This window comes from Malaciobacter pacificus (genome assembly GCF_004214795.1).
GTDB classification, from domain to species: Bacteria; Campylobacterota; Campylobacteria; order Campylobacterales; family Arcobacteraceae; genus Malaciobacter_A; species Malaciobacter_A pacificus.
This window is the reverse complement of sequence record NZ_CP035928.1, coordinates 1132870-1159232: the sequence shown is the minus strand read 5'-3', so window position 1 is coordinate 1159232 and position 26363 is coordinate 1132870. Positions and strand designations below refer to the sequence as shown.

General features: G+C 26.0%; 23 protein-coding genes and 2 pseudogenes. 7 read left to right on the top strand and 18 right to left on the bottom strand.

What is annotated here, in order from left to right; all coding sequences use genetic code 11:
* Position 1 precedes the first annotated feature (1 nt).
* The 3 genes from APAC_RS05880 to APAC_RS05870 are packed head-to-tail and all read left to right on the top strand — an operon-like array spanning position 2 to position 2839.
* Entirely contained in the window at positions 2–901 is a 900-nt protein-coding gene (locus tag APAC_RS05880; RefSeq protein WP_130233230.1) for an AEC family transporter, read from the top strand.
* On the top strand, positions 898–2049 hold the full coding sequence (locus APAC_RS05875) for a DUF3095 domain-containing protein (RefSeq protein ID WP_130233229.1): 1152 nt from the start codon (positions 898–900) through the stop codon (positions 2047–2049). The genes APAC_RS05880 and APAC_RS05875 overlap by 4 nt, the downstream gene beginning before the upstream one ends.
* Before the next feature lie 58 nt (positions 2050–2107).
* Positions 2108–2839, top strand: a complete 732-nt coding sequence (locus APAC_RS05870; RefSeq protein WP_130233228.1) for a DsbC family protein — start codon at positions 2108–2110, stop codon at positions 2837–2839.
* A 10-nt stretch (positions 2840–2849) separates the two neighbouring features.
* Here APAC_RS05870 and APAC_RS05865 read toward each other — a convergent pair whose 3' ends face one another.
* From APAC_RS05865 to APAC_RS05830, 8 genes are all read right to left on the bottom strand, one after another.
* Positions 2850–3653: an aldo/keto reductase family protein gene (locus APAC_RS05865; RefSeq protein WP_228255957.1), complete on the bottom strand. Its 804-nt coding sequence runs from the start codon at positions 3651–3653 to the stop codon at positions 2850–2852.
* Between the two features lie 35 nt (positions 3654–3688).
* A complete protein-coding gene (locus APAC_RS05860) occupies positions 3689–4036 on the bottom strand; it encodes a zinc ribbon domain-containing protein YjdM (RefSeq protein WP_130233227.1) in 348 nt (115 codons plus the stop codon).
* Positions 4037–4111: 75 nt separating this feature from the next.
* Positions 4112–4789, bottom strand: a complete 678-nt coding sequence (locus APAC_RS05855) for a hypothetical protein (protein ID WP_228255956.1) — start codon at positions 4787–4789, stop codon at positions 4112–4114.
* On the bottom strand, positions 4752–5276 hold the full coding sequence (locus tag APAC_RS05850; protein WP_130233226.1) for a YbhB/YbcL family Raf kinase inhibitor-like protein: 525 nt from the start codon (positions 5274–5276) through the stop codon (positions 4752–4754). The genes APAC_RS05855 and APAC_RS05850 overlap by 38 nt, the downstream gene beginning before the upstream one ends.
* A 10-nt stretch (positions 5277–5286) precedes the next feature.
* Entirely contained in the window at positions 5287–5526 is a 240-nt protein-coding gene (locus tag APAC_RS05845; RefSeq protein WP_170170124.1) for a helix-turn-helix domain-containing protein, read from the bottom strand.
* Entirely contained in the window at positions 5501–6709 is a 1209-nt protein-coding gene (locus APAC_RS05840) for a type II toxin-antitoxin system HipA family toxin (RefSeq protein WP_130233224.1), read from the bottom strand. The genes APAC_RS05845 and APAC_RS05840 overlap by 26 nt, the downstream gene beginning before the upstream one ends.
* Positions 6710–6785: 76 nt before the next feature.
* Positions 6786–7886, bottom strand: a complete 1101-nt coding sequence (dapE, locus tag APAC_RS05835; RefSeq protein WP_130233223.1) for a succinyl-diaminopimelate desuccinylase — start codon at positions 7884–7886, stop codon at positions 6786–6788.
* A gap of 66 nt (positions 7887–7952) precedes the next feature.
* Entirely contained in the window at positions 7953–8753 is an 801-nt protein-coding gene (locus tag APAC_RS05830) for a DUF1853 family protein (protein WP_130233222.1), read from the bottom strand.
* Between the two features lie 91 nt (positions 8754–8844).
* Here APAC_RS05830 and APAC_RS05825 point away from each other — a divergent pair, with 91 nt between their 5' ends.
* The 3 genes from APAC_RS05825 to APAC_RS05815 all read left to right on the top strand — a co-directional run bounded on the left by APAC_RS05825 (position 8845) and on the right by APAC_RS05815 (position 13091).
* Positions 8845–12066 (top strand): DUF748 domain-containing protein, encoded by a 3222-nt coding sequence (locus tag APAC_RS05825; RefSeq protein WP_130233221.1) that lies wholly within the window; start codon positions 8845–8847, stop codon positions 12064–12066.
* Between the two features lie 86 nt (positions 12067–12152).
* A complete protein-coding gene (locus APAC_RS05820; RefSeq protein ID WP_170170123.1) occupies positions 12153–12701 on the top strand; it encodes a hypothetical protein in 549 nt (182 codons plus the stop codon).
* A complete protein-coding gene (locus APAC_RS05815; RefSeq protein WP_130233219.1) occupies positions 12702–13091 on the top strand; it encodes a DUF6858 family protein in 390 nt (129 codons plus the stop codon).
* Between the two features lie 20 nt (positions 13092–13111).
* Here the strand turns inward: APAC_RS05815 and APAC_RS05810 are convergent, their stop codons facing one another.
* The 5 genes and pseudogenes from APAC_RS05810 to APAC_RS05790 form a co-directional block, all read right to left on the bottom strand.
* A complete protein-coding gene (locus APAC_RS05810; protein WP_130233218.1) occupies positions 13112–13513 on the bottom strand; it encodes a PAS domain-containing protein in 402 nt (133 codons plus the stop codon).
* A gap of 12 nt (positions 13514–13525) precedes the next feature.
* Positions 13526–14263: pseudogene (locus tag APAC_RS13525) on the bottom strand (methyl-accepting chemotaxis protein); the annotation flags it as partial.
* Positions 14264–14819: 556 nt separating this feature from the next.
* Positions 14820–16403: a PAS domain-containing sensor histidine kinase gene (locus APAC_RS05800; protein ID WP_130233217.1), complete on the bottom strand. Its 1584-nt coding sequence runs from the start codon at positions 16401–16403 to the stop codon at positions 14820–14822.
* A 15-nt stretch (positions 16404–16418) separates the two neighbouring features.
* Positions 16419–17069 carry a response regulator transcription factor gene (locus tag APAC_RS05795; protein WP_170170122.1) on the bottom strand — a complete coding sequence of 217 codons (651 nt, stop codon included), beginning with the start codon at positions 17067–17069 and terminating at the stop codon, positions 16419–16421.
* A 40-nt stretch (positions 17070–17109) separates the two neighbouring features.
* A pseudogene (locus APAC_RS05790) lies at positions 17110–17469 on the bottom strand (GGDEF domain-containing protein); the annotation flags it as partial.
* 209 nt (positions 17470–17678) lie between these two features.
* Here APAC_RS05790 and APAC_RS05785 point away from each other — a divergent pair.
* The gene (locus APAC_RS05785) at positions 17679–19043 is read left to right on the top strand and encodes an IS4 family transposase (protein ID WP_130232179.1); all 1365 of its coding nucleotides are present in this window, start codon (positions 17679–17681) and stop codon (positions 19041–19043) included.
* Here the strand turns inward: APAC_RS05785 and APAC_RS05780 are convergent.
* The 5 genes from APAC_RS05780 to APAC_RS05760 all read right to left on the bottom strand — a co-directional run bounded on the left by APAC_RS05780 (position 19027) and on the right by APAC_RS05760 (position 26273).
* Positions 19027–20076, bottom strand: a complete 1050-nt coding sequence (locus tag APAC_RS05780) for a transporter substrate-binding domain-containing diguanylate cyclase (RefSeq protein WP_130233214.1) — start codon at positions 20074–20076, stop codon at positions 19027–19029. The genes APAC_RS05785 and APAC_RS05780 overlap by 17 nt on opposite strands.
* Positions 20054–21418 carry an IS4 family transposase gene (locus APAC_RS05775; protein ID WP_130232179.1) on the bottom strand — a complete coding sequence of 455 codons (1365 nt, stop codon included), beginning with the start codon at positions 21416–21418 and terminating at the stop codon, positions 20054–20056. Before APAC_RS05775 ends, APAC_RS05780 begins: the two co-directional genes overlap by 23 nt.
* Positions 21419–21611: 193 nt before the next feature.
* Positions 21612–23612 carry an ABC transporter substrate-binding protein gene (locus APAC_RS05770; protein WP_130233213.1) on the bottom strand — a complete coding sequence of 667 codons (2001 nt, stop codon included), beginning with the start codon at positions 23610–23612 and terminating at the stop codon, positions 21612–21614.
* Complete coding sequence (locus APAC_RS05765; RefSeq protein ID WP_170170121.1) at positions 23609–25561, bottom strand: sensor histidine kinase; 1953 nt, start codon at positions 25559–25561, stop codon at positions 23609–23611. The genes APAC_RS05770 and APAC_RS05765 overlap by 4 nt, the downstream gene beginning before the upstream one ends.
* Positions 25562–25631: 70 nt before the next feature.
* Entirely contained in the window at positions 25632–26273 is a 642-nt protein-coding gene (locus APAC_RS05760; RefSeq protein WP_130233211.1) for a rhodanese-like domain-containing protein, read from the bottom strand.
* Positions 26274–26363: the final 90 nt, after the last annotated feature.

Sequence of the window (26363 nt, the reverse complement as noted above, 5' to 3'; positions counted from 1 at the left end):
TATGGAAAATTTTATACTAATTTTATTAGCCATTGCTATTGGTTATGGCTTAAATAGATTAAAAATATTCTCAAAAGAAGCTCCTGCTATATTAAACTTGTTTGTGATTTATATTTCTCTTCCAGCTATGATTTTACTTCAAATTCCAAAACTAACATTTTCTATGGATACTATAATTCCAATAGTAATTTCATGGCTTGTTATGACTATAAGTGTATTTATTGTATTAGGAGTTAGTAGGTTTTTTAACTTTTCAAAAGAGATAACTGGTTCACTTTTACTTGTATCAATTTTGACAAATTCATCATTTATGGGTATTCCTATAATAAACGCTTATATGGGAGAATCTGCACTTCCTTATGTTTTAGTTTATGACCAATTGGGAACTTTTATAGCTTTAGCTACTTATGGTACATTTATAGCATCATATTATTCAAATAAAAGTGAAATAAGTTTTAAAATCATAACTATGAAAGTATTAACTTTCCCACCATTTATTTCACTTGTTATTGCTCTATTTTTAATGGGAGTTGAGTTTAACGTTACTATTACAAAGGTTTTAGAATCATTTGCAAGTACAATTGTACCAGTTGCTCTTGTAGCAGTTGGTTTACAACTTCAATTAAAATTACCAAAAGAGGATGTCAAACCTTTTAGTGTGGCTTTAATTATAAAACTTATTATAGCTCCAATTATTGCCTTTGGAATTTGTTTAATATTTGGATGGAACAATCAAGCATCAATTGTATCAATTATGGAAGCAGCCATGGCTCCAATGATAACAGCAGGAGCAATTGCTTCAATGGCAGGTCTTGCTCCAAGATTAAGCTCTGCTATTGTTGGCTATGGTATTTTAATCTCATTTTTAACAACAGCCGTTGTATTTAGGATTTTAGTATGAAACAAACAATTGATTTTTACAAAGATTTAAAAACTTTTACAAATTTTTCTGATATTACTGAAGATAAATATTTTAAAGAGATACCAGATGATTGGTTTGTTGTTGTAAGTGATATAAAAAACTCAACAAAAGCAATTGAAACTGGAATGTACAAACAAGTTAATTTTGTAGCATCACTATTGATAATAGGTATTTTAAATATAAATAGAAAACTTGATTTACCCTTTTGTTTTGGTGGAGATGGGGCTAGTGTTTTAATACCTAATTCCATAGTAAATGAAGCTAAAAAAGTTTTAGTAGATACAAAAAGTAAAGCAAAAACTAATTTTGATTTAAATCTTAGAATTGGAATAATTAGTGTAAAAGAGATAAAAGAACTTGGAGCAAAAATTGAAATCTCTAAATTATCTTTATCAAAAGAGCATTCACAAGCAATTATTAGAGGTAATGGTTTAGAATTAGCAGAAGAATTAATTAAAAAAGATGAAGAAAAATATAGTGTAAAAGATTTTACTCATATTGATTATGAATCTGACTTTGAGGGTTTAGAGTGTAGATGGCAAGATATTCCCTCACCAAAAGATGAGACTTTATCAATTTTGATAAAATCATTAAAAGATGAAGATAGTTCAAAAAAAATCTATAAAAATATATTATTAAAAATAGAAGAGATTACAGGTTCATATGATTTAAGACACCCTATTTTAGATGATTCTAAACTAAATCTTAGTTTTAATCCTATGGTTTTAAATGCTGAAGCTTCATTATTTTCAAAAAGCAAAATAGGTAAATTATTTAATTTTTTTAAAATTTATATTGAAAATATTTTAGGTAAATACTTGATGAGTAAAGGTAACTGGGGTGATTATAAAAATAGGATTTTAAGAACAACTGATACTGAAAAGTTTGATGATATGATTAGAATGGTAATTTCTATAAATAATAAAGATTTAAAAACCCTTGAGTCTTTTTTAGAAGATGAATATAAAAAGAGAAATATAATTTATGGAATTCATAAGTCAAACTCTGCATTGATGACTTGTCTTATCTTTGAAAGACATGGTAAACATATACACTTTATCGATTCTTCAAATGGTGGTTATGCAATTGCTGCAAAACAGATGAAAAATCAAATAAAAGATCTTTAATTTACGTTTGATTAACAAATAAATAGTAATATATTACAAATTTTAACTAGGATAACAAATGCTTAAAAATACAAAAAAACTAATTATAGCTTCATCTTTAATTACAAGCTCACTATTAGCTCAAACAGAGCTTTCAGACTCACAAATAAAACAGATGGAGAATTTAAATATATTTAAAAAATCTGGTATTTCAATCACTAAAGGACTTGATGCAGATTCAGTTTATATTTTAAATATTAAGGCCCAAAATGCAGTTGATACAGTCTATTTAACAAAAGATAAAAAATACTTAATTTCAGGTGATGTTTTAGATGTAAATAATGGTATGCCACTTACAATGCCAGTTGATGTTTCAATCTTAAAAGGAAAAGAAGCCTTTACATTTGGAACAGGAAGTGATGAATATATCTTATTTACAGATCCAGAGTGTCCTTATTGTAGAAAATTTGAGTCATATTTCCCTCAAATAGAAGATAAAGTAAAAATAAGAGTTTTCTACTATCCACTTGATTTTCATAAAAACGCATATGATTTATCACTATTTATAATGGCTCAAGAAAATGCTAAAGATAGATTAAACGCTATGTTAAATGTAACTGCAAAAGATGAAGAGTTTAAAAATCATAAATTTAAACCAGCTCAAAAAGAGAAACTATCAAAAAAACTTGATGAAAATATTGAACTAGCTTTACAAATGGGAGTTCAAGGAACACCTGCTATGTTTGACTTAAAAGGTAATAAAATCGTTTGGGTTAATATTTTAAGAAAATATGGAATTAATGTAAGATAGATTTTCTATCTTACAGAATTTTGTTTATAGAAGATATTTCATTTTCTTCTAAAGTAAAATTATGAATATCTAAATCTTCAGTCATATGTTTTTGTGAAGTTGTTCCATTTAGAGGAAGGATATTTACACTATTTAAATATTTATAAAATATTTGCTCTGCTGTCTTTTTATATTTTAAAGATAAACTTATAATAATATCACTATTTAACAAGTGTGGATTAGCAGTAAGTGACCAAAAACTTTGATAAATAATTCCCATATCATTACACCAAGCTCTAATATTTTTATCATAATCTGTGTGATTATAAAATCTATTTTGAACAATACTTGGTTTTACTTCACAGTTATTATATAAGTATTGTAAAGTTTCTAAATCATAGCAATTTGAGATTCCTAGTTGCCCTACTTCTCTATTATAATAAAACTCTTGCATTTTTTCCCACGCTGTTATTGTGTGAGCTAGAGGAAAAATAGGAGAGTGAAGGATATAAGAGTCAATAAAATCAACTCCTAAATTTTTCTTTGAAGTTTCAAATGATTTTTCTACTTGAACTTTTAGACTATCACTTGCTTTATAGGGCATATTGTTTTGGTCTTGTCCACTTAAAGGTGTGAATTTAGTTTGAATAAAAATATCATTTGGGTTTAAACCATCACCAAAACACTCTTTTAGGGCAATTCCTACTAAGTCTTCCCTGTAATGTTTTGGTTGACAAGCAGTATCAATGCCTTTAAAGCCAGTATTGATAGCTGTTTTTACAAGTTGTGTTGTTTGTTCTTTCTTCCAAGCAGTGCCATATATCATGTTTGGCATTTTTATGTTTTCCTTGGAAATGAACTGTATCATAATTAAGACTTCTTTACAAACTCTTGTTTTAATTTAATAGCACCAACACCTGGTACCTTACAATCAATATTGTGTCCATCGTGACCATCAACTAGTCTAATACCTTTGATTTTAGTACCAACTTTAATTCCAGAAGAACTACCCTTAACTTTTAAATCTTTAATAACTGTAACATCATCTCCATCTTGAAGTAGTGTTCCATTTGCATCTTTTACTACTAAAGCATCTTCATCAGCTGCTAATGATGCATCTTGTGACCATTCATGTGCACACTCAGGACAGATAAATAAATCTCCATCTTCGTATGTATATTCTCCTCCACATTTTGGACAGTTAGGTAATTGTTCCATTGAATTCCTTTTACTTTTTATTTAGGAATGCATTTTACCATAATCTTAATATCAAGTTTATTATGACTAAATAGATCACTCAACATCACATATTTCAATAGCTACTTTGAAAAAACCTGTATATGCTGCATTATCAAATGAAAGATTTTTATTAAGCAATAACTTTGTTTCATCTAAGATTTCTTTATAGTTTTTATAAAACTCATAGCTAGGTTTTGGTTTATATGTAATTTCATCTATTTTAAGATATTTAATAATATTTTTTGTAGTGGTTGGTTTTATAAAATACTCATCATGCCTATTTAAGTAGTATGGTACAACACTTATAATTGTCCATTTTGAAAGATTGTATTGAGCTAAAAACTCAACTAATCCTTCAAAACCCTCTTTTTTATTTCCATAAAGTAACTCATAAATTTCAATACTTAACATATCTTTTTCATATGAATTTAGTGAGCTTATCATATCTTTTAGTTTTAACTTATCAAAAAGTGAGACTAAAACTGATTTTTGGATAACTTTAAAATATGAGTCAATTACTAAATTAGGATTAGAAAAACACTCTTTATTTAAATTCTCTTTTGCAAAAATTTCAAGCTTTTGGGGATTGAACTTTTTCATAGTAGGGAAGAATTTTGCATCTTCAAATCCAGTTGGATATTGATGCAAAAATTCTGACTCTAGCTCTTTTAATCTATCAAGATTAAATCTTTTTTTATCTTCCATAATATGAAATAAGTGAAGATTTTCCAATAGTATGAGCGTTTAAGTAATAACCAACAAGTGCTGAATCTGCTTTTTCATCAAGTCCAAGTTTTTCAACATCAAGGGCATGAATAGTAAAAATATATCTGTGAGGTTTATCTCCTACTGGAGGACAAGCTCCACCAAATCCAGTTTTTCCAAAATCAGTCATACTTTGAACTACATCTTTTTGTTCTTTATTTCCAAAACCTGTTTCTAAAGTTGTTTTACTTTTAGGGATATCAAATACAATCCAATGCCACCACCCTGAACCAGTTGGTGCATCTGGGTCATAAACAGTTAATGCAAATGATTTTGTTCCCTTTGGTGCATCACTCCAAGATAATTGTGGTGAAATATTTTCACCCTCACATCCAAAGCCATTAAATACTTGAGTATTTGTTAATTGACCTTTTAAATCACTACTTGTAAGTGTAAAGTTATTTGCAAATAAAAAACTTGCAGTTAATCCTAAAGTACATAAAATTTTTTTCATCTAAACTCCTTTATTTTAATTCATCTAAATTTGGTAAACCAAATCCTATATTAGATTTAAACTCTATCTCTTGATTTAGGTTTGATAATATTATATCCAATGTTTTTACACTTGTATTACCTAACTCTCCCCTTTCAACTTTTCCAAGTGTTACTCTACTAATTCCACTTTTTGTTGCAAGTTCCTCTTGTGTAAGATTTTTTTGGATTCTTAGTCTTTTTATTTCACTTCCAATTTCGTGTAATTTCATTTGGAATCTCCTTATAACTTTTTTCATCAAGAGATAATTCCCAACAATCAATCATTTTTTGACCAATATTTTCAAACTTTTTATTTATTGAGATATACTCTTTTAACTCATTAATTGATTCTTTTAAAGAATTTATACAATCTTCATAAAATTTTGTTGCTTCATTTTGTTTTAGATAGCAGTTTTGAACTCCAAATTTTATAAGCTCTTTTTTACCAAACCATATTTTTTTTCCATTCATTGTAAGTGCTGGTCGATCATTATAAAAATAAGCAACTGTATTTACTACATCATAGGCTGGACTAAACCATATTTTTGAGAAATCTTTATCGTATAAAACACCAAAGTTTTTAAGATGTGCATCACCATTTTTAAGTAAATAATTCATAACTATCACTTTATATAAACTCCTCATATCTTCAAGTTTTTGGGTACTTACACTATATATTACTTTTGCTATTTGTTCATAACTTCCTGAGTATTTTTCATCTTTGTTTTTACCAACTAAAGTTAAAATTTCTTCAAAACCTAAAAAACTATTATTTTCTTTTGCATAATTAAATCTCTCAACCAATAAAAATTTATTGTTTTTTGATAATTGTATATTTGGTATTTTCACACTTGATTTTTCAATTGCTTTTAAACAAAAATATTCATTTAATGCAAGTTGTTGATACTCTTCACCCCAAGTTTTTATAATATACTCTTTTGAAGAGATACTCTCTTTATCTTTTAATATAGCAAGTGATTTTGGCTGAACTCCTGATATTGCATTTTTATCTAAAAATGCAGTTACAATTTTAGTAAAAGTATCACTGCTATCATTTTGTAAAACTTCATTTAAATCAAATGATAAAAACTCTTTGGATTTAGTTTTAGTTTCATAGCTAAGTCTTCCTTGAATATTTGAGCATATGTGAGAAAAGACTAAAAAATCATCTATATATCCATAACTCTTAGTAAGATACTTTTTAAATAATTCAAATAAATACCCCTCAGGCATATTCATATCAAAAATAGGATGAAGTTTATAACTCCAAATATAAGATGATGATCTATAGGGCATAATTAGGGAGATAGGTTTAAAATCAACTGTATAGTTAAATCCATATTGATTTTTTTCTTTTTCAAAAAAAAGTTTTCCTACCTCTTTTGAGTCTACTTTTACTTTTATATCTTCCATATTTTTCACTCATAATGATAATTTTAGTTATCATTATAAGATATTTAATTAAAAATGTAAAGTAAATTTATCATTATTAAAAACTTTTGATTAAATCTTCATATACTTTACAAAGACCCTCTACTTCTTTAACTGTTGTTCTCTCACCAACACTATGTATAGTGTCATTTATAACACCAAATTCAATAGCTTCAATTCCAAAGCTACCAAAATATCTAGCATCACTAGTTCCACCATGAGTTGAGTGTTTTGTTTTAATTCCTAAAACTTTTAAAATTGATTCTTCCATAGCTTTTACTACTTTTGATTCTTTATTTGTTACAAAGGGAAAAGAACCTTGAGTTGTTCTAAAGTCATACTCTAAACCTTTTAGTTTTTCATGGATAAATGCTTCTACCGATTCCCTTGTAGTATTTGTAGAGTTTCTTACATTAAACATTAGTTTTAACTCATTTGGAGTTACATTTGTAACTTCCATACCACCTCTGATATCAGTAATTACCATTTTAGATGGAGCAAAATATTCATCTCCATTATCTAAATTATGTCCTGCAATTTTTGGTAGTACCTCAGCGAAATTATGAACTGGATTTATACACTTTTCTGGATAAGCTGCATGTCCTTGTTTACCTTTAATAGTAATATATCCATTTATACTACCACGTCTACCTACTTTAATAGCATCTCCAAATACTTCTTCACAAGTTGGTTCTGCTACTACTGCGTATTGAGGAATAAAATCTATTTCTCTTAGATGTTCTAACATCTTTATAGTTCCATAAGTTCCTTCACCCTCTTCATCAGAAGTCATTAAAATACTTAGTGTTCCATCAAAATTTTCTGCATGTTTACAAGCATATAAAAAAGCAGCATCTCCACTTTTCATATCTTGAGTCCCCCTAGCAGTTATAACTCCATCTATAATATCAGCTGCAAATGGGTCAACTTCCCATCCCTTTCCAGGTGGTACTACATCTATATGTCCAGCAAAACATAGGTGTTGAGGGTTGTCATTAAATTTTTTATAATAAAATCTATTTTTAACACCTTCCATATCTACACTAATACATTTCCAAGTATCACCTAAATACTCTTCTATAAAATCAAATGCTCCATCATCATCAGGAGTAACTGATTTAAATCTCAATAATTTTTGAAATAACTCTATAACTGTCATAATATATCTATCCTTTATATAAACGGATTGTATCTAATAATCTTTTATTCTCTATTTAACCTACTGCTACCACCATGTTATAAAAAACTCTTGGTAGACCTCATCATTTTTTAGCCATATAAGTGGTGATTTTCCTAAACTTATAAAATACTCTATCTCCTGTACTATATCTTCATAAGTTTTATACTCTATGTCTTTTGGTATATCACTTACCCAATCATATCTATGTGGCATGTAGTATTTATATGATTTAAATTTCTCTTCACACTTAAATTTTTCTATATTTATATAAAAGCCTTTTATACACTCTTTATTTACTAAACCTAGTTTTGGCTCTTTTTTATATGGTAAATATATATTAGCTTTAAAACAACTATTTTGATATACATTGCTATAATCTATATCTATATACTCTTTTGTTTTATTACTATATAGAAGTGGAAACTGTTTAGTATACAGCTTGTCTAGTTTTTTTAATAGCGTATCATCTCTATTTGGTCCTATATATCTATTAATCTCATTTTCAAAGCTTTCATCATATAAGTAGTATTTGTATACTAGTTCTGTATGTAAGTATTTCTCTTTTTCTTTATCATATAGTATAAAATCAATCTCACCTAAAGTGTTTTTATCTTCTATTACTTGAATATTCTTATATAGTAGTTTATATCTACTTACATGTTTTAAATACTCTTCAAAAAAATACTCTATTCTTTTTCCTAGTGGTAGTCTTTGATTTATTTGTATATTTATATCTATACTACTTATATCTATAGTTTCAAATTCAAACTGTTCTATATTTTTTATAGTGCTAAATAGCTTTGGAGTGCTGTAAAATCCAATAAACTGTTCTTTTATACTGGTCATAATATATAATTAAATCTCTCTTTATTTAATAACTAAGTAAGGATAATATACTACAATAATTATAAAATACAAAATTTAAGAAGATTTAATTATGGGAAAAATAGAAAAAACATTTTGGTGGCTTTGCTTTATATTAGCAATATATACTACCATTGGATTTAAGCTTATACCTGTTGTTTTAAAAGATCAATTAATAAAAAATCTAGATGCAAATCTTACAGCAAAAAGTAGTATTGAAAAAGTAGAATTCAACCCCTACTCTTTAACTGCAAGACTTTATAACTATAAACTAACAAATGAAGAAACGATTGCATCATTTGATAAACTAACTTTAGATTTGGGTTTAATTGCTTCAATCAGTGACTTACATGCGAATATACAAGAAGTAAAACTAGAAAAGCTATATTTAAATATCATAGAAGAAAAAGATGGAAGCTTCAATGTTGCTAAACTAGTAAAACCAACTCAAGAAGTACAAGAAGAACCTAAAGATGAATCAAGCTCACAAATAGAGTTCTTAGTATCTAAAATCTTTTTGGAAAACTCAAAAATTGATTTTACAAAACTAAAAGATAAAGAACCATATAAAATTAGTATAAATGATATAAATTATAAACTAAGAGATGTGGGAACTTTTAATAACTCTTTATCATCAAATGATTTAAAACTAAAAATAAACGAATTTACTAATCTTTCAATAGAAGGTGCGTTTAGATTAATACCATTTAAGATGTATGGTAAAGCTAATATTGAAGACTTAAGGGTTAAAGAGTTATTAGACTATGATATGAGTAGTTTTAATTTTAATTTAAATAAAGAGGCAAATATTAATCTAGGAATGGATTTTAATATTGATACTACTAAAAAAACAGATGTAGTTTTAAACTCAACAATTTTTAATATCAATAACTTAAATGTAATTCAAAATGAATTAAATACAGTAAGCCTGAAAAAACTAGATATTAAAAACTTTAAATTTGATTTAGATAAACAAGAAATCTTAGTTGATACACCAACTGTAAATACTCTAAATGTAAAAGTTCTAAACTCTAAAGATGGAATTAATTTAGCTAATTTAGTAAAAAGTCAACCAACAAAAGATGAAGAACCCATAAAGGAGACTAAGCCTTGGATTGTTAAAGTTTCTAATTCTATATTAGAGAATATAAATACAAACTATACAGATAAGATTAACTCTTTAGTAATTAATAGTAAAAATACAATTAAAATTAATAGATTTAATCTAGATGGTTCAAACATAGATTTATCAAATATTAATCTAAAAGCTTCTAATTTTAATTTTGAAGATAATAAAAATAGATTAACTATTTTAGATGAATTAATATCTATAAATATGGATAAATTAGATTTAAAAAACAACAAAATAGCAATCAATAGTATAAAACTAAATAGTGATAATTTAAATGTTAAAGATAAATCTTCTATTAAACTAAGTAGTGCTAAAAATAGTATTAATGTTAGTAAGATAAATATTGATGGTTCTAATATAGATATCAATTCTGTAAATACAACATTAGCAAATTTAAATTTTGATGAATTAAAATCTAAACTAAATATTAAATCGAAACAAACAAAAATAGATGCATCTAATTTAAAAATCAATGGTTCTAAAATCAATATTTCTAAAATATCATTAGGTACACCGAACTTAGATTTAAAAGATAGAATCAATAATATGACTATAGGAGTAAAATCAACTAATGTTGATTTAAACTCTCTTATATTAAATGGCTCAAATATAGATATAAAAACAATTAAGCTTTCAAGACCAGATATTAACTTTTATGACAAAAAAAACAACATTTCCTTAAAAGCCCAAGACTTACAAGTATATGTAAATAAATTGTCTCAAAAAGGAAGTAGATTAAATATAAACTCTTTAAGGGTTGTTCAACCTAAAGTTAATTTTCTTAATACTAAGGATAAAACAAATATCTTAGCTAATAATATTGATTTAAGTGTGAGTGGAATCTATAATTCAAATAGTCTACTAAAAGTTAATAAAACAACTGTGAATAGACCAATAATAAGTGTAATATTACCTAAATCTAATTCTACTAAGGATGAGGTAAAAAATGAAGTAGAAAAAAAGACAACTAAAGAGAACTCAAATGGTAAAAAAATTGATATTGGTCCTATTACTATTAGAAATGCAAAATTAAACTTTGAAGATAAAAACTTACCAATACCATTTAAAACAACTGTCTCAAAACTAAATGGAAGTATTAGTGAGTTTAAAAGTGATATTCAAAGTAAAACAAAACTTCAAGTAAGAGGTGTTGTTGATGAATATGGTACTACAAATATAACAGGGGTTGTAAATCCAAACAGTATAAAACTTTTAACAGATATTAATATGGTGTTTAAAAATATTGCCATGAAAAACTTCACACCTTATACAGGTAAATTTATAGGAAGAGAGTTAAAAAGTGGTAAGCTAGATTTAGACTTAAACTATAACATTCAAAGTTCAAACTTAAAAGCACAAAACAATGTAGTAATAAAGCAATTAGAACTTGGAAACAAAGTTGAAAGTAAAGATGCTGTTTCTCTACCCTTAGAACTAGCAATCGCCCTACTTCAAGATACAAGTGGGGTTATAGATTTAAACCTACCTATAAGTGGTAATGTTGATGACCCACAATTTTCTATTGCTCCAATTGTATTTAAAGAATTTGTAAATTTAATTACAAAGGCACTAACAGCACCATTTTCACTACTTGGAGCTATATTTGGATTTGATGCAAATGAAATCAATAGTGTAGACTTTAATTATGGAGAGAGTGAAATTACTCCTATACAAAGAGAAACACTAGATAAAATAAATAAAATCTTAACAAAACGTCCAAACTTAGTATTAGAAATTATTCCATCATATGAAAACCAAAAAGATTTACTTGCATTAAAAAACAATAAATTTATAAAAATAGTTAATAATGAATTACCTAATAAAAATATTAAAAACTATGATGAAAAGTATTTAGAACTATTAGAAGAGATTTATAAAGATTATGACAAAAAAGTTAAAGAGTTAAAAAACACTCATACAACAGATAATAAAATAAATATAAAAACCTATAAAAAAGCTCTTGAGTCATTTATTATAAACAAGCAAGATGTAAAAACTGAAGAGTTAGAAAAGATTGCAAAGATTAGAGCTATTAATATTAAAGAGTATCTTGTAAAACAAAAAGGTATTTCTGTAAAACAAGTTAAAGTTAGTAAGGCACTTAAACAAAAAGATTCAACATCAAAAACTTTAAATATTGATTTAGAAATAAAAAAATTATAAGATAAAGTTATATATAAACATAACTTTATTTTATGAAACTCTAATAATTTATCTATTATAATTTTCCTTTAAAAATAAGGAGAATTATGAAAAAAATTTTACCACTAATAATAATTGTTGTATTTTCAGTAATTTTTTATGCAATATATAAAGAATCTACTAAAAGTTTAAAAATAAAAAGACTTGCATGCCAAGCTAAGACAACTACTTTTGAAAGAGTTTTTGCACAAGGACCAGTAAAAGAAGGAATTGATGCATTACTTAATAAAAACTATATCATTAAATCAAATATAGAATATTCTAAATATATGAAAAGCAATATAAAGCAAAGTGTTTATATTGAAGACTTAGATAGATTATTGACAAGTGTGATTGATAGATACGCAAAACCTACAGACTCTACAGATACGAAAAAAGTGTTAATAGAGTATTATCTATATGAGAATGATAAAGAGGATAAAGGTAAAAACAATGACAAAGCTAAAGAGTATGCTGGTTATTTAATGTTTGATTTTAAATATGATAATAAACTAATATACAAAATCCAAACTGATTATAGTTTTGTTGATACAAGAGATGTTGAAGAAAGAATGGAATGTGCAATAAACTCATTCATATCACTAAAAGGAAAGTAAATGAAACAAAAAATATTTAAAGAAAAGTACCATATATTTGAAATTGAATATAATAAAAATGAATTAAAATATAAAAACGTGGATGAAATCATTAATCATTTAAAAGAAAAAATTGATAATCACCCCGTAATCTCTTTTATAGCTATTTTTGACCAATATAATCACACAAGCTGCGTAAATGGAGAAATAAATCCTGCTATTAAATCTGCTAAAAATATAGTATTTTGTTTTGGTAAAGAGTTACCAACTCCTGAAGTATTAGCAGTTCGACCTAGAAGTATTGGTGTTTGTGAATTAGAAGATAAATTTATATTAAATTTTTTAGAAGCACCAAACGATATGGCAAATAAAACAATGGAAGAGTTTGTTAAATCAATTTTAAATAATTAAAACTATATGATAGGAGAAAATTAGTTCTCTTCTTTTCTCCAAATATCATACAGGTTCTCAGCTTTTTGTATCTCTTCTAGATTAGCTCTTTTTCGACAAGATAAATAACCTTTTGAACCATCACTACTTTCAAATGGATATACCGTTGCAAATACCCAATAATAACCACCACTTTTTGTTGCATTTTTTACATATCCTGTCCAAATTTCTCCTTTTTGAACAGTATCCCATAGTGATTTAAATGCTTTTTTGGGCATATCTTTATGCCTAACCATACTATGAGGTTGTCCTAGTAATTCATTTAATGAATATTCTGCAACTTTACAGAAATCATCATTTGCAAATCTTATTATTCCCCTTGCATCAGTTTCACTAACTAAAAATGCATTTTTATCTAAAACTGTTTCTTTGCCTATAGACATATTTATCATCCTTTAGTTAAATTTTTTTGTTTTTGAATCAATTAATAATTCATGTGCAAGTTTTGATACTTCTTGAGCAATTAATTTTATTTGATTTGAATCATTTGCATTTTCTTGAGTAACTCTATCTAGCATATTAACAGCATCATTTATTTGCTCTATTCCTGTCATTTGTTCATTTGAAGCTTTTGATACATCCTCAATTATATGAATTGTTTCAGAAATATTTTCATTTAATTTTTTATATCCCTCAATCATATCTGATGAAACTATCTTTCCATCATTTGCTTTTGAGGTAGCTTCTTCAACAAGATTTTTAATTTCCCTTGCAGCCTCTGCACTTCTTGAAGCCAAGTTTCTAACTTCCTGTGCAACTACAGCAAAACCTTTCCCTGCTTCACCTGCTGTTGCTGCTTCAACTGCTGCATTAAGTGAAAGTATATTTGTTTGGAATGCAATTTGATCTATTACAATAATTGCTTCATTAATTGAGTTTACTTTTTGATTAATTTCTTCCATAGAAACAACTGTTTTAGAAGCTAGTTCTTCACCTGAAAAAACTGATTCTTTAACAGTTTGACCTAAAGATGCCATTTTAACTGCATTTTGAGCATTATTTCTAGTAATACTAGTAATCTCTTCAACAGCTGCTGCTGTTTGTTCTAAAGATGCTGCTTGTTCATTTGCTTTTTGTGAAAGATTAGTCATTGAACTATTCATTACATTTGCATTTTTTTCTAAAGTTTCACCATTTTGAAAATTTATTCTTGCATTATCACTAAGTACTTTTCCTAGCTTATTAATACTCTCCATCAAAAGTTTCATATCTTCTTTATATTTGTCAATTACTTTTATACTATCAGTAAAATCATCATTTGTATAACTACTAACAACTCTTAAAATTCTTTTTGTAGAGTCATCGATACTTGCAAGCATTTTATTAATTGTTGTTTTTAATGTAAGGATTGTTGGAGTTGAACTATTAGAGTTTATTCGAGAAGAAAATATACCTTGATCAACTTTATCAGCTGTAAGAACTATCTCACCTAAAACTCTCATATCTTCTTTATTTCTTTTATCAACTTCTCTTATATCTTGATTCCATTTTTTTAACATTTCATCAAGCTTTTTATTACCTGTGGATTCTATGTAATCAAACTCATTTTTTTCATAAGAAATAAATTTTACAAATTGATCAAAATAGTTATCTATTAGTTCCAATTCTTTATTTGAAATTGCACCAAACATAAAACTCCTTTTATTATTTATTTAATAGTACATAAAAAAAGTGATGTTTTTGTGAGTTTTAGTGAGGAATTTCTATTTTAAATCTAAGACCTTTATTAATATTCTCCACTTCAATTTTTCCATTTAAGTTTTGTTCAATTATTATTTTTGTCATATATAATCCAACACCTGTACCGTTAGAGTTTTGCTTTGTGGTAAAGTATAGCTCAAATATTCTTTTTAAAATATCACTATCTTTTATACCACCACCTGAATCTTCTATAGTTAAAACAGTTGAAATACTATTTTTTGTAGCACAAATTTCAATCTCTTTATTTTCCATATTATTTAATAATATTGCATCTTTTGCATTTAATAAAATATTTATTATTGATTGGTGAAGTTGATTCTCTAAACACACTAAAAAAATAGAATCTGAAATATCTATCTTTACTTTTATACCATTTGAATTTAATTCATATTTAATTAAAGATACTATTTTTAAAATAGTATCTTTTAGATTTATCTTCTTAAACTCTTCTTTTGGTTTATAAAAATTTCTAAAATCGTCAATTGTATTAGACATAAAAGTTAATTGCTTATCTATTCTTTGAATCCACTTAGTAAGATAATTTTTATTTAAATTTGAGTTTTCAAATTGATTAATTAAATCTATACACTGAAGAGATAAAGTGTTCAAAGGTTGTCTCCAATTATGTGCAATTGCTCCTATCATCTCTCCCATAGCTGCCATTTTTGATTGTTGTAAAAGAATTTTCTCTTGATCTCTTTGTTTTTCAACCTCTTCTTTTACTTTTTGTTCTAATTTTTGTTGTAACTCTTTTTCTTGAGTTATTACTTCAAAAGTACATACAAATCCATCATTATTTTTTACAACTTTATTTCTAAACCATTCTTTTATCCCATCACTTTCAAAATAGAATTCTAATTTTTTTGATTTACCAGTTAAAACAACTTCCTTATAATTTTCAAAAAGAGTTTGTCCATTTAATGAGTCTAAAGGTTTAAAGTTTCCACTAATAATCTTAGACAATCTTTGATTAATAATCTCTTCTTCTTTTAATTTTACTATTTTACAAGCCTCTTTATTCATCATTGTAAATATAAAATCAACAATTTCACCTTTTTCATCATAAAAAGGATCAAAAGCCATTATTCCACTTAATGAACTATCTAAAATAGCTTTTAATTCATTATTTTTTTTAATTAAATCCTCTTCAGCAATTTTTTGCTGTGTAATATCATTGTGAATCCCTATCATACGAATAGGTTTACCATCTTTATTTCTAAGAATATTACCTCTACATCTAATCCATACTGTATGACCTTTTTTATGTCTATATCTTACAACATGGTCATAAGGATGAGTCATATCAACATAATGTTTTTTATAGTTTTTAGTAGCTTTTTCTAAATCTTCATCAAAAATCAACTCTTGCCATTGGGAAACTAAATGCTCTTTTTCATTAGCTTCATATCCTAAAACCTCCCAAAATCTAGGACTCATCCATTCATTCTCAGAGTTTTCTAAATCCCAATACCAAACTCCATCTAAAGAGTTTTTTTCTAAAAAATCAAAAATTGTAGAGTCTTTATTTATTTTTTCATATAACTCTTTTCTTAAATAATGTTCTTCTTTCACACTTTCCCAATCTAATTAAATATTTACTTTGTATCCAACTTTAGGTACATTTTCTACAATATCATAAGATATTTTTTTTCTAATATTTTTAACTAAAGTTCGTAAACTAGTACTTGACATAACATTATCATTCCAAACTACTCTTTCAATTATTGAATAATGAACTGCTGAACCTCTTTTTTTTATAAGTAATTTCAAAAATTCTAATTCTTTTAGTGTAAGTTTTACACTGTTTCCTTCAAACATAAACTCTGAATTAACAGTATCTAATATGATTGAAGAGTTAATACTAATTCGCCCATTATGATACTCATTATTTTGATGTTGATATACTTTTTTTAGAATATACTGAATGTCTTCAAACTTCATAGGTTTTAAAATATATCCTTGTACATTACAATTTGAGGCCTTAAGTAAAGTTTCTGTATCAGAATATGCTGTAATTATTATAATTGGTACACTATAATCAACCTCTCGTATCTTAATTATAGTTTCAAGCCCATTTAATTTAGGGATATTAACATCACATAGTACAACATCTATTTTATTATTTTTAAACACTTCAATAGCATCATAACCATCAACCGCAGTAAATACCTTTGAAAATTTAGATTCAAAAATTTCTACCATAAGCTCTAAAGTTTCTAACTCATCTTCTATAATCAAAATATTTTGCTTAAGAAAGACCATATATTCCTTTCAAATATCATATATTTTCAACACAAACTCTGTTTCTTCCATTTTTCTTAGCTTCATAAAGTAAGTCATCTGCTTGTTTATATACTTCATCAACAATTATATCATTGGCATTTTTACATATAAGTCCCATAGATACTGTAATATAAGAACTAACACTACTAAATTCATGTTTAATTTTTAAGTCCTCTATACTTTCTCTTAATTTATTAGCAAATGATAAAGCAGCCTCTTTTGTTTTTGCTTGATAAACAACAGCAAACTCTTCTCCACCTAATCTAAAGCTATAATCAGAAGAACGATTTAAATTATTTTGTAAACATTCTGCTACTTTTATTAAAACATCATCACCTTTTTGATGTCCATAATTATCATTATATTCTTAACTTTCGCACGTTAAATTGATTAAAATTGTAGCTAAATCTCCCTAAAACATTACTCCTTTAGTTAATAATCTTATCCTTGTTGACATAAAAATAATTTAGTTGTTTTTCTATGATATTTTTCTATTTTGAACTCTCAATAAAGCCCTTAAATAGGCACTTTTAGCTATAATATCTATTATATTAAAGGGTAAGAATGCAGATAGAATCCAAGATCATCGGTATTATAAACGATAAGTTAAAAAATCCAATCTATGAAACATTACGTTTGTTAAATATGAAAACTATTTTAACCAAGAGCAATTTTTCTAAAAAAGAGGGAGTTGCTGTTCATATGGTTGTATTACATTTTGTATATATGCTGGTTATGAATAAAAAAATATCAACCTTTATGGATCAAAGTAATGATAGTTTCAAAAAAGATGTATATTATCGATTACTTTCCAATACTTCTTATAATTGGAGAAAACTATTATCTCTTAGTTCTTTAAAGATCTTATCACTACTTCATAAAGTGCAAGATTCAAAGCTAGTAAGAGTTCTTATACTTGATGATACTGTTGAAGATAAAGTTGGTAAAAATATAGAGGGAAGTTGTGACAACCTTTGGAGCAATAAAGCAAAGAGAAAAATCAGAGGTGTAAATGTTGTATCACTAAACTATAGTGATGGTTATTCAAATTTTATGTTGGACTTTGCAATTGCTATGAACAGTTATGCAAGGGTAAAGATAGAAGAGTTTACAAATATTATTGATCATCGAACCAATGCACATAAGCGAAGATTGGAAAGCTTAAAAGGGAAATCACAAATTGCTATAGAGATGATTAAAAGAGCAGTAGCTAGTGGTATATATGCAGATTATCTGCTTGTAGATAGCTGGTATTCTAAACCTGTATTTATAGAAACTATGAATGAACTTGGATTGCAAGTCATTTCAAGAATGGTAAACAATGACAGGATATGGAATTTTACAGGAGAGAAAAAGACCCTTGATGGCATCTATAACAAATTTAAAAAGCTTAAATCTATCAAGATGGGTCAATATGGCAAAAAGATAAAGTTTGAGTATTTTTCAACCATAGTTGAACATAAAAAAGCTGGTAAATTAAAAATTGTTTTTATAAAAACAAAAGAGAATTTAATACCAATCGTATCAACCAATCTTATACTTAGTGATGAAGAGATTATAGATATTTATAAAAGACGATGGGATATAGAACAAGGGTATAAAGAACTTCGTGAACACTTTGGATTCGGAAAAGAAGAGAATCGAATCTATGAAGCTTTGATAGCCAGAATTACACTATCTTTTTTTACATACAATGTTGTTAGCTATATAAATCGTATCAGCAATGAACCTAAAACAATTGGTGGATTGTTTAAAGATTTAGAATGTGAACTTCATACTCTAGCAATAGCTATGCAAGCATTTTTAGCTATTTTAGATGAGATTGCAAAAATTGAAGAAGTTGTCAATAGAAATGAGGATTTTACAGCTATCATTGATCTATTAAGAGATGTGACTGGAAAATTGCTTGGTTTTAGGTGCGAAAGTTAAGATTATATTGTTTAAAATGATCGAAATCCATAAATAAAAAGGCTAATAATTCATCTTTTCTTTTTGCATTGTTAATTATATTTGGAAAGGCATCATCGAAATATCTTCTATTATAAATATTTGTTAGTCCATCAGTTATTGAGATCTCTTCTATTCTTTTTTTATCAGTAATATCAACTCTAATAGCTGTGTATCCAATAATCTCTTTATTTTTATTAAACATTGGAGATATAGATGCTTCTACCCAATAATGTTCTTTATTCTTTTTAAGATTTTTTATCTCACCTTTCCATGTCTTTCCACGAGTTATTGTTTCCCATAAGTGCTTATAAGTAGAATCATTCATATCTGGATGTCTTATTATTCTATGATTACGACCTATTAATTCATCTTTTGTATATCCACTTATTTCACAAAAAGCTTCAGAAACCTTAGTAATATTACCATCTAAATCAGTTGATGATGTTAAAATATTTTTATCAACAATATCAATATATTTTTTCATCTGAGTATTAAGATTATTGATTTGTCTATTTTTAAAAGAAATAATAATAAGAACTAGTATAAAAACAGACCCAATAATTAAAACTTTTTCATAATTAATCTCTTTTTCATAGTTAATAGAAATCCAATTATTAAGCATCTTTTCTTTATTTTCATTTGTAATAGAATTAAGTAATTTATTAACAATATCATTTAATATTAAATTATTTCTAGAACTAGCAATTGAAATATTAATATTATTAAAAATCTCTTTTGATATTTTAAGACTATTTGAAAAGTCTTTTTGTATTTCATGTCCCACAACAGGAAGAATTTCAACTAAACCAAAAAAATCATCGTTATTAACTTTATTTAATCCTTCTTTTAATGAATCAACTTTTATAAACTCTATTTGTGGGTATTTTTTTATCAGCATTTCTTTGTATATCTCATCCACATATGCAATTTTTTTGCCATCCAAAAACTTTAAAGAAGAGATAAAAGTTTTATCAAGTTTTGTAACTAACTTAACTTTCGCACCTAAAACCAAGCAATTTTCCAGTCACATCTCTTAATAGATCAATGATAGCTGTAAAATCCTCATTTCTATTGACAACTTCTTCAATTTTTGCAATCTCATCTAAAATAGCTAAAAATGCTTGCATAGCTATTGCTAGAGTATGAAGTTCACATTCTAAATCTTTAAACAATCCACCAATTGTTTTAGGTTCATTGCTGATACGATTTATATAGCTAACAACATTGTATGTAAAAAAAGATAGTGTAATTCTGGCTATCAAAGCTTCATAGATTCGATTCTCTTCTTTTCCGAATCCAAAGTGTTCACGAAGTTCTTTATACCCTTGTTCTATATCCCATCGTCTTTTATAAATATCTATAATCTCTTCATCACTAAGTATAAGATTGGTTGATACGATTGGTATTAAATTCTCTTTTGTTTTTATAAAAACAATTTTTAATTTACCAGCTTTTTTATGTTCAACTATGGTTGAAAAATACTCAAACTTTATCTTTTTGCCATATTGACCCATCTTGATAGATTTAAGCTTTTTAAATTTGTTATAGATGCCATCAAGGGTCTTTTTCTCTCCTGTAAAATTCCATATCCTGTCATTGTTTACCATTCTTGAAATGACTTGCAATCCAAGTTCATTCATAGTTTCTATAAATACAGGTTTAGAATACCAGCTATCTACAAGCAGATAATCTGCATATATACCACTAGCTACTGCTCTTTTAATCATCTCTATAGCAATTTGTGATTTCCCTTTTAAGCTTTCCAATCTTCGCTTATGTGCATTGGTTCGATGATCAATAATATTTGTAAACTCTTCTATCTTTACCCTTGCATAACTGTTCATAGCAATTGCAAAGTCCAACATAAAATTTGAATAACCATCACTATAGTTTAGTGATACAACATTTACACCTCTGATTTTTCTCTTTGCTTTATTGCTCCAAAGGTTGTCACAACTTCCCTCTATATTTTTACCAACTTTATCTTCAACAGTATCATCAAGTATAAGAACTCTTACTAGCTTTGAATCTTGCACTTTATGAAGTAGTGATAAGATCTTTAAAGAACTAAGAGATAATAGTTTTCTCCAATTATAAGAAGTATTGGAAAGTAATCGATAATATACATCTTTTTTGAAACTATCATTACTTTGATCCATAAAGGTTGATATTTTTTTATTCATAACCAGCATATATACAAAATGTAATACAACCATATGAACAGCAACTCCCTCTTTTTTAGAAAAATTGCTCTTGGTTAAAATAGTTTTCATATTTAACAAACGTAATGTTTCATAGATTGGATTTTTTAACTTATCGTTTATAATACCGATGATCTTGGATTCTATCTGCATTCTTACCCTTTAATATAATAGATATTATAGCTAAAAGTGCCTATTTAAGGGCTTTATTGAGAGTTCAAAATAGAAAAATATCATAGAAAAACAACTAAATTATTTTTATGTCAACAAGGATAAGATTATTAACTAAAGGAGTAATGTTTTAGGGAGATTTAGCTACAATTTTAATCAATTTAACGTGCGAAAGTTAAGTAACTAAAACAAAAGGGAAAGAAAAATGTGAATCAGATAGATTAACTAATTTATTTTTTTCATCTGTATTTTGAATAAATGTAGCTAAATCACAATCAAGTGTTAATAATTTATCTAAACCTTCTTTAAGTGACTTAGTTGATACATAATTGAAATTTACATTCAATTTTTCTTTAAAAATATTTATATATTCAGAAGTTATTCCCGTTAAATTACCATTTTCTATCTTTTCAATAGGCATTAAATTAGAATTAATACAATAATTAATATTCCTTTTATTTGATAAATAATCTTGCTGTATTTGAGTTAATTTTATCTCTTCATAAAAACTATTCTTTAGCCATTTATCTACTAATTTTCTAATCTCTTTTTCTGGTATTTGTTCATTAACTTTTTCTAAAATTGATTTTAGAATTAAGTTATCCTTTTTTACACCCATATGCAAAGGCGTTATAGTTTGTATATTGTTCTCTTTTACAACTATAGTTTTTATATTACTTAACCAATTTTTATTTATAAAATACTCAATTGTAGATAAATTATCTACAACTGCATCAACTTTATTTGATGCAACTGCTTCTATAGCCTCTTTTATTGTTTCTGTAGTATATAATTGAATTTCGGGATAATTGTTTTTTAATATATTTTCTAAAAAAGAATTTTTTAAAACAGAAACTTTTTTATTTTTTAAGTCTTCTAAAGTTTTAATAGTTGACTGTTTATTTACACCTAAACTCATTTGAAAATTGACTAATGAAAAATTTGTAAAATCTATAATCTCTTCTCTTTTTTCGTTTATTGCTATATTTGGAAGAATATCAAGCTGATTATTATTAAGCATATTAAATGAATCTTTCCATGACACATTTTGAATAAATTCTATTTTAACACCTAAGATTTTTCCAAATAGTTCCATATAATCAATCACAAAACCTTTTGGATGATTATTCATATTAAAATTATATGGAGGAAAAGAGTTAAAATTATAAACCTTTAAAATAGGATTATCTTTTAAATATTTAATCTCTTCATTATTTAATATTATTTTCTTATCATCTTTTGAAATTTCTTCAAATAGAAAGTTATTTAAATCTATTTTTGATTGAGTTAAACCATAATATTTATACATCTCACTTATGTATCTAATTCTTCCTTGGTCTAAATATCCAAGTGGTGTAGCATTCATATTAATTAATGATTCAATTGCATCTGCTTCATATCTTAAGTGTTCAATAGATTTTTCTTTAGTATATTTTTCACTTATAAGCTTTATTATCTCTTCTTTATTTTCTAAAGCATATTTCCAACCTTTAAGTGTTGCTTCTTTAAACTTTTCTACTCTTTTAGGATGATTTCTTGCTTCATCTTCATTTGTAAAAAGTATATCTCCATACATATCAAAACCATAATTAGTAGGATTTATAATATTTACATCATAACCTTTTTGCTTAAATAAAAATGGCTCATTTGTAATATATGCAGGCATTACATCAACTTCATTATTAATAAGTCTTACATAATCATTTTTATATCTTTCTCTAATTAAATTTACATCTATATCAAAGTTTTTAATCATTGCAAGAAGAGAAAAACCATCAGTATCACTTGGATAAAAAAGAACATTTTTATTATTTAACTCATAAACTGAAGAAATTTTATTTTTCTTTAGAGATATAAAAACACTAGGAGAGTGTTGAAAAATAGGAGAAATAATAACTACAGGCTGTTGTTTTAGTCTATATAAAATTAAAATAGAATCAGCAATACCATACTGAGCATTTCCATTTATTACTTCATCAATATTATTATATTTTAAATCTCTTTGTTTAATTTGTACATCTAAACCAACTTCATCATAAAAACCTTTCTCTTTTGCAGCATAATACCCTGCAAATTGAAACTGATGAAACCATTTTAGCTGTAACACAACTTTTTCATTGGCACTTAAAAAAGTAGTAAAAAATATAAGTATTAAATATAATAAGTTTTTTTTCATTTTATATCTTTATCTAAATTTATTGGAATTATTATTTTAAATTCTGCACCCAAATGATTCTCATTTTCATATTTATATTCGACATTTGAAACTAAAATTTCACCTTTCATACTAGTTTCGATTATTTGTTTACAAATATATAACCCAATACCTGTTCCACCACTTTTCTCTTTAGTAGTAAAATATGCATCAAAAACTTTATTTAGGTTCTCTTTTGAAACTCCACCTGCATTATCTTTTATTTTAATAGTAACTTTATTTTGATTATTTTCTACTGTTATAAAAATGTATTTATTTAATAAATTAGAATTTTCAACTAATGCTTCTTTTGAATTTTTTAATATATTTATAAGTACTTGTAACAATTCGTTTTTATAACCAAATAACTCAATATCTTTTATATTTTTAATTATAACTATATCATTATTTTTAAATTGTGTATTAATTAGTTTAAATGTATCTTCAACTGCATCTAGAATATTAAATGTAACTTTCTCTTTATTTGGACTAAAGAAATTTTTAAAATCATCAATAGTTTGAGATAAGTTATGTACTGAATTATCAATATTATCTATAGCATTAGTAATTTCTTGCAGTGTTGAAAAACCTTTTTCTTGATTATTTATTTTTAATAAACCATTAGAGATTGAAATTAAATTTAAAGGTTGTTTCCATTGATGGGCAATACTAGCTATCATTTCACCCATTGTTGCCATTTTAGATTGTTGCATTAGAAGTTTTTCTTTTTCAAGGGTATTATTCATCTCTAAATCAATTCTTTTTTTATAATCAAGAAAGATATTATTGATAATATTTGATAAGTAAAAAGATACTATTATCATCAAAAATGTAGTTATTATAGCTATTAAAATTATTTCATTAATAGTTTTTTTATTAGAAATAATTAAATCTTCTTTTTTTTCAATAATCCTTTTTTTAAGCTCTTCTAAATAAAAACCACTTCCTATCATCCAATTCCAATCTTCATATAGTTTTACAAAAGATATTTTGTCATTAGAAATCAATGATTCATTTAATTTAACTGTTGAATTGTATTGGATAAAGCCCTCTTTATTTTTAATAGAGAAATCAATCAAATCTCTTAAAATAAATTTTCCATCTTCACTTTGTACATTGTATCTATTAGTTCCTATTAGCTCTTTTTTAGGGTTAACTAAACATGTCCCTTTTAAATCATAAATAAAAATGTGTTCAGGTTCTTTTAATTTAAGACTATTTAGTTTTTTTAAAATTCTCGTTTGAGTTCGTTTCTTCAAGTTTTTTTCATAATAACCTGCACCAATAAACATATTTAGTTCAGGTATTCTTTTAAAAAAACCTATTTTTTTATATTCTAATTTATCACTAGGTTTTTCTTTCCAAAACCATTCATAAAAAGTCTCATCTTTATTTTTTAAAATACTATACATCTCTTTTAATAAAAAAGTACCTTTTGAATCTTTATGTTCCCATAAATTTTTTCCTTCAATTGCTGGAAATTCCCCATTGAAGATATTTTTTCCATCCATAGTATATAAAAAAAGATATCCATCATTATTAAATCTAATATCTCTTAAAGCATTTTTTATACTTCCTATAAATTTTTCTTGAGAAAACTCTTTTTGATTTATTTTTTCATTATAAAGGGATAAGATTAAAGAATAAGCTTGAGTTACTTCTTCTTTTATTTCTGAATTAAAGTCTTCTTTTTCAAAATCTTTTTCTAATTCAATTAAGTTATATATTTTATTTACAAGATTTTCGATAGTTCTGTTATTTAAAGATAAATAATTCTCTTCTATCTTCTTTATATCAGAAGACAAAAGATCATTTTTTTCTTTTACGAAAAGTATTGTTATAAGAAGTGAAACAATTATTATTGAAATTAATGCCCCATATTTTATCAATTTTAAGACACTGTTCTCTTTTTTTAGAATTGTTTCACTCACATTATACTCCATTATTATTTTGTTATTATAACGGAAAAAGGGAAAAATGTTTACTTATTTATACAAATTTTTACATATTACACTTTAGTTTGTCCTCTTTTGAAAACAATTCTTTATATTTACACTCAAACCATAGTTTTTCCTCAGAAACTTTCCAACTCCAATCTAAGCCACTATGAAGCCAACCATCAACAACTCTTTCACCCTTAAATTGTCCATCTTTAGCTTTTCCACCCTCATAGCCATCAACTAATGTCCATACATTTGTATAACCTTTTTTTGCTAGTGCATTTACAATAGGTGCTGCTCTTGTAGAACCAGATCTACAAGTAACAAATATAGCTTCATCTTTTTTAACTTTTTTATTGTTTAATTCAAAAACAATCTCTTCAACAGCATATTTATTTTTTTTCATTGCATAACCACCTTTTTTAGGATTATACTTACTTGGATCAACTAACATTAAAGGCACATGTATATCCATTCTACTTGCTGCACCAATAAACTTTAATTCCCCTGGACTTCTAACATCTATTAAAATCGATGATTTATTAGCTTCTAAATACTTTGAAGCTTCTGTAGCAGTTACATAAAGCCCTAAATCTGTTTTGGCTTTTTCTTTTTTTGGAGTAGGAGCTTTAGTAATATCCATACCATTTAGATAAATTGTTGAACTTAATACTACTAAAGTAGTTAATATTTTTTTATTCATAAAATTTCCTTATTTATTTTATTGAATATAATATTAACTTTTCTTATATTAATTTTGAATTAATATATAAGTTTTAATTAATTTAAAATT

Coding starts and splice junctions, on each gene's coding strand:
- APAC_RS05880 (WP_130233230.1), top strand. CDS start 2: ATGGAAAATTTTATACTAATTTTATTAGCCATTGCTATTGGTTATGGC.
- APAC_RS05875 (WP_130233229.1), top strand. CDS start 898: ATGAAACAAACAATTGATTTTTACAAAGATTTAAAAACTTTTACAAAT.
- APAC_RS05870 (WP_130233228.1), top strand. CDS start 2,108: ATGCTTAAAAATACAAAAAAACTAATTATAGCTTCATCTTTAATTACA.
- APAC_RS05865 (WP_228255957.1), bottom strand. CDS start 3,653: ATGCCAAACATGATATATGGCACTGCTTGGAAGAAAGAACAAACAACA.
- APAC_RS05860 (WP_130233227.1), bottom strand. CDS start 4,036: ATGGAACAATTACCTAACTGTCCAAAATGTGGAGGAGAATATACATAC.
- APAC_RS05850 (WP_130233226.1), bottom strand. CDS start 5,276: ATGAAAAAAATTTTATGTACTTTAGGATTAACTGCAAGTTTTTTATTT.
- APAC_RS05845 (WP_170170124.1), bottom strand. CDS start 5,526: ATGAAATTACACGAAATTGGAAGTGAAATAAAAAGACTAAGAATCCAA.
- APAC_RS05840 (WP_130233224.1), bottom strand. CDS start 6,709: ATGGAAGATATAAAAGTAAAAGTAGACTCAAAAGAGGTAGGAAAACTT.
- dapE (WP_130233223.1), bottom strand. CDS start 7,886: ATGACAGTTATAGAGTTATTTCAAAAATTATTGAGATTTAAATCAGTT.
- APAC_RS05830 (WP_130233222.1), bottom strand. CDS start 8,753: ATGACCAGTATAAAAGAACAGTTTATTGGATTTTACAGCACTCCAAAG.
- APAC_RS05825 (WP_130233221.1), top strand. CDS start 8,845: ATGGGAAAAATAGAAAAAACATTTTGGTGGCTTTGCTTTATATTAGCA.
- APAC_RS05820 (WP_170170123.1), top strand. CDS start 12,153: ATGAAAAAAATTTTACCACTAATAATAATTGTTGTATTTTCAGTAATT.
- APAC_RS05815 (WP_130233219.1), top strand. CDS start 12,702: ATGAAACAAAAAATATTTAAAGAAAAGTACCATATATTTGAAATTGAA.
- APAC_RS05810 (WP_130233218.1), bottom strand. CDS start 13,513: ATGTCTATAGGCAAAGAAACAGTTTTAGATAAAAATGCATTTTTAGTT.
- APAC_RS05785 (WP_130232179.1), top strand. CDS start 17,679: ATGCAGATAGAATCCAAGATCATCGGTATTATAAACGATAAGTTAAAA.
- APAC_RS05775 (WP_130232179.1), bottom strand. CDS start 21,418: ATGCAGATAGAATCCAAGATCATCGGTATTATAAACGATAAGTTAAAA.
- APAC_RS05770 (WP_130233213.1), bottom strand. CDS start 23,612: ATGAAAAAAAACTTATTATATTTAATACTTATATTTTTTACTACTTTT.
- APAC_RS05760 (WP_130233211.1), bottom strand. CDS start 26,273: ATGAATAAAAAAATATTAACTACTTTAGTAGTATTAAGTTCAACAATT.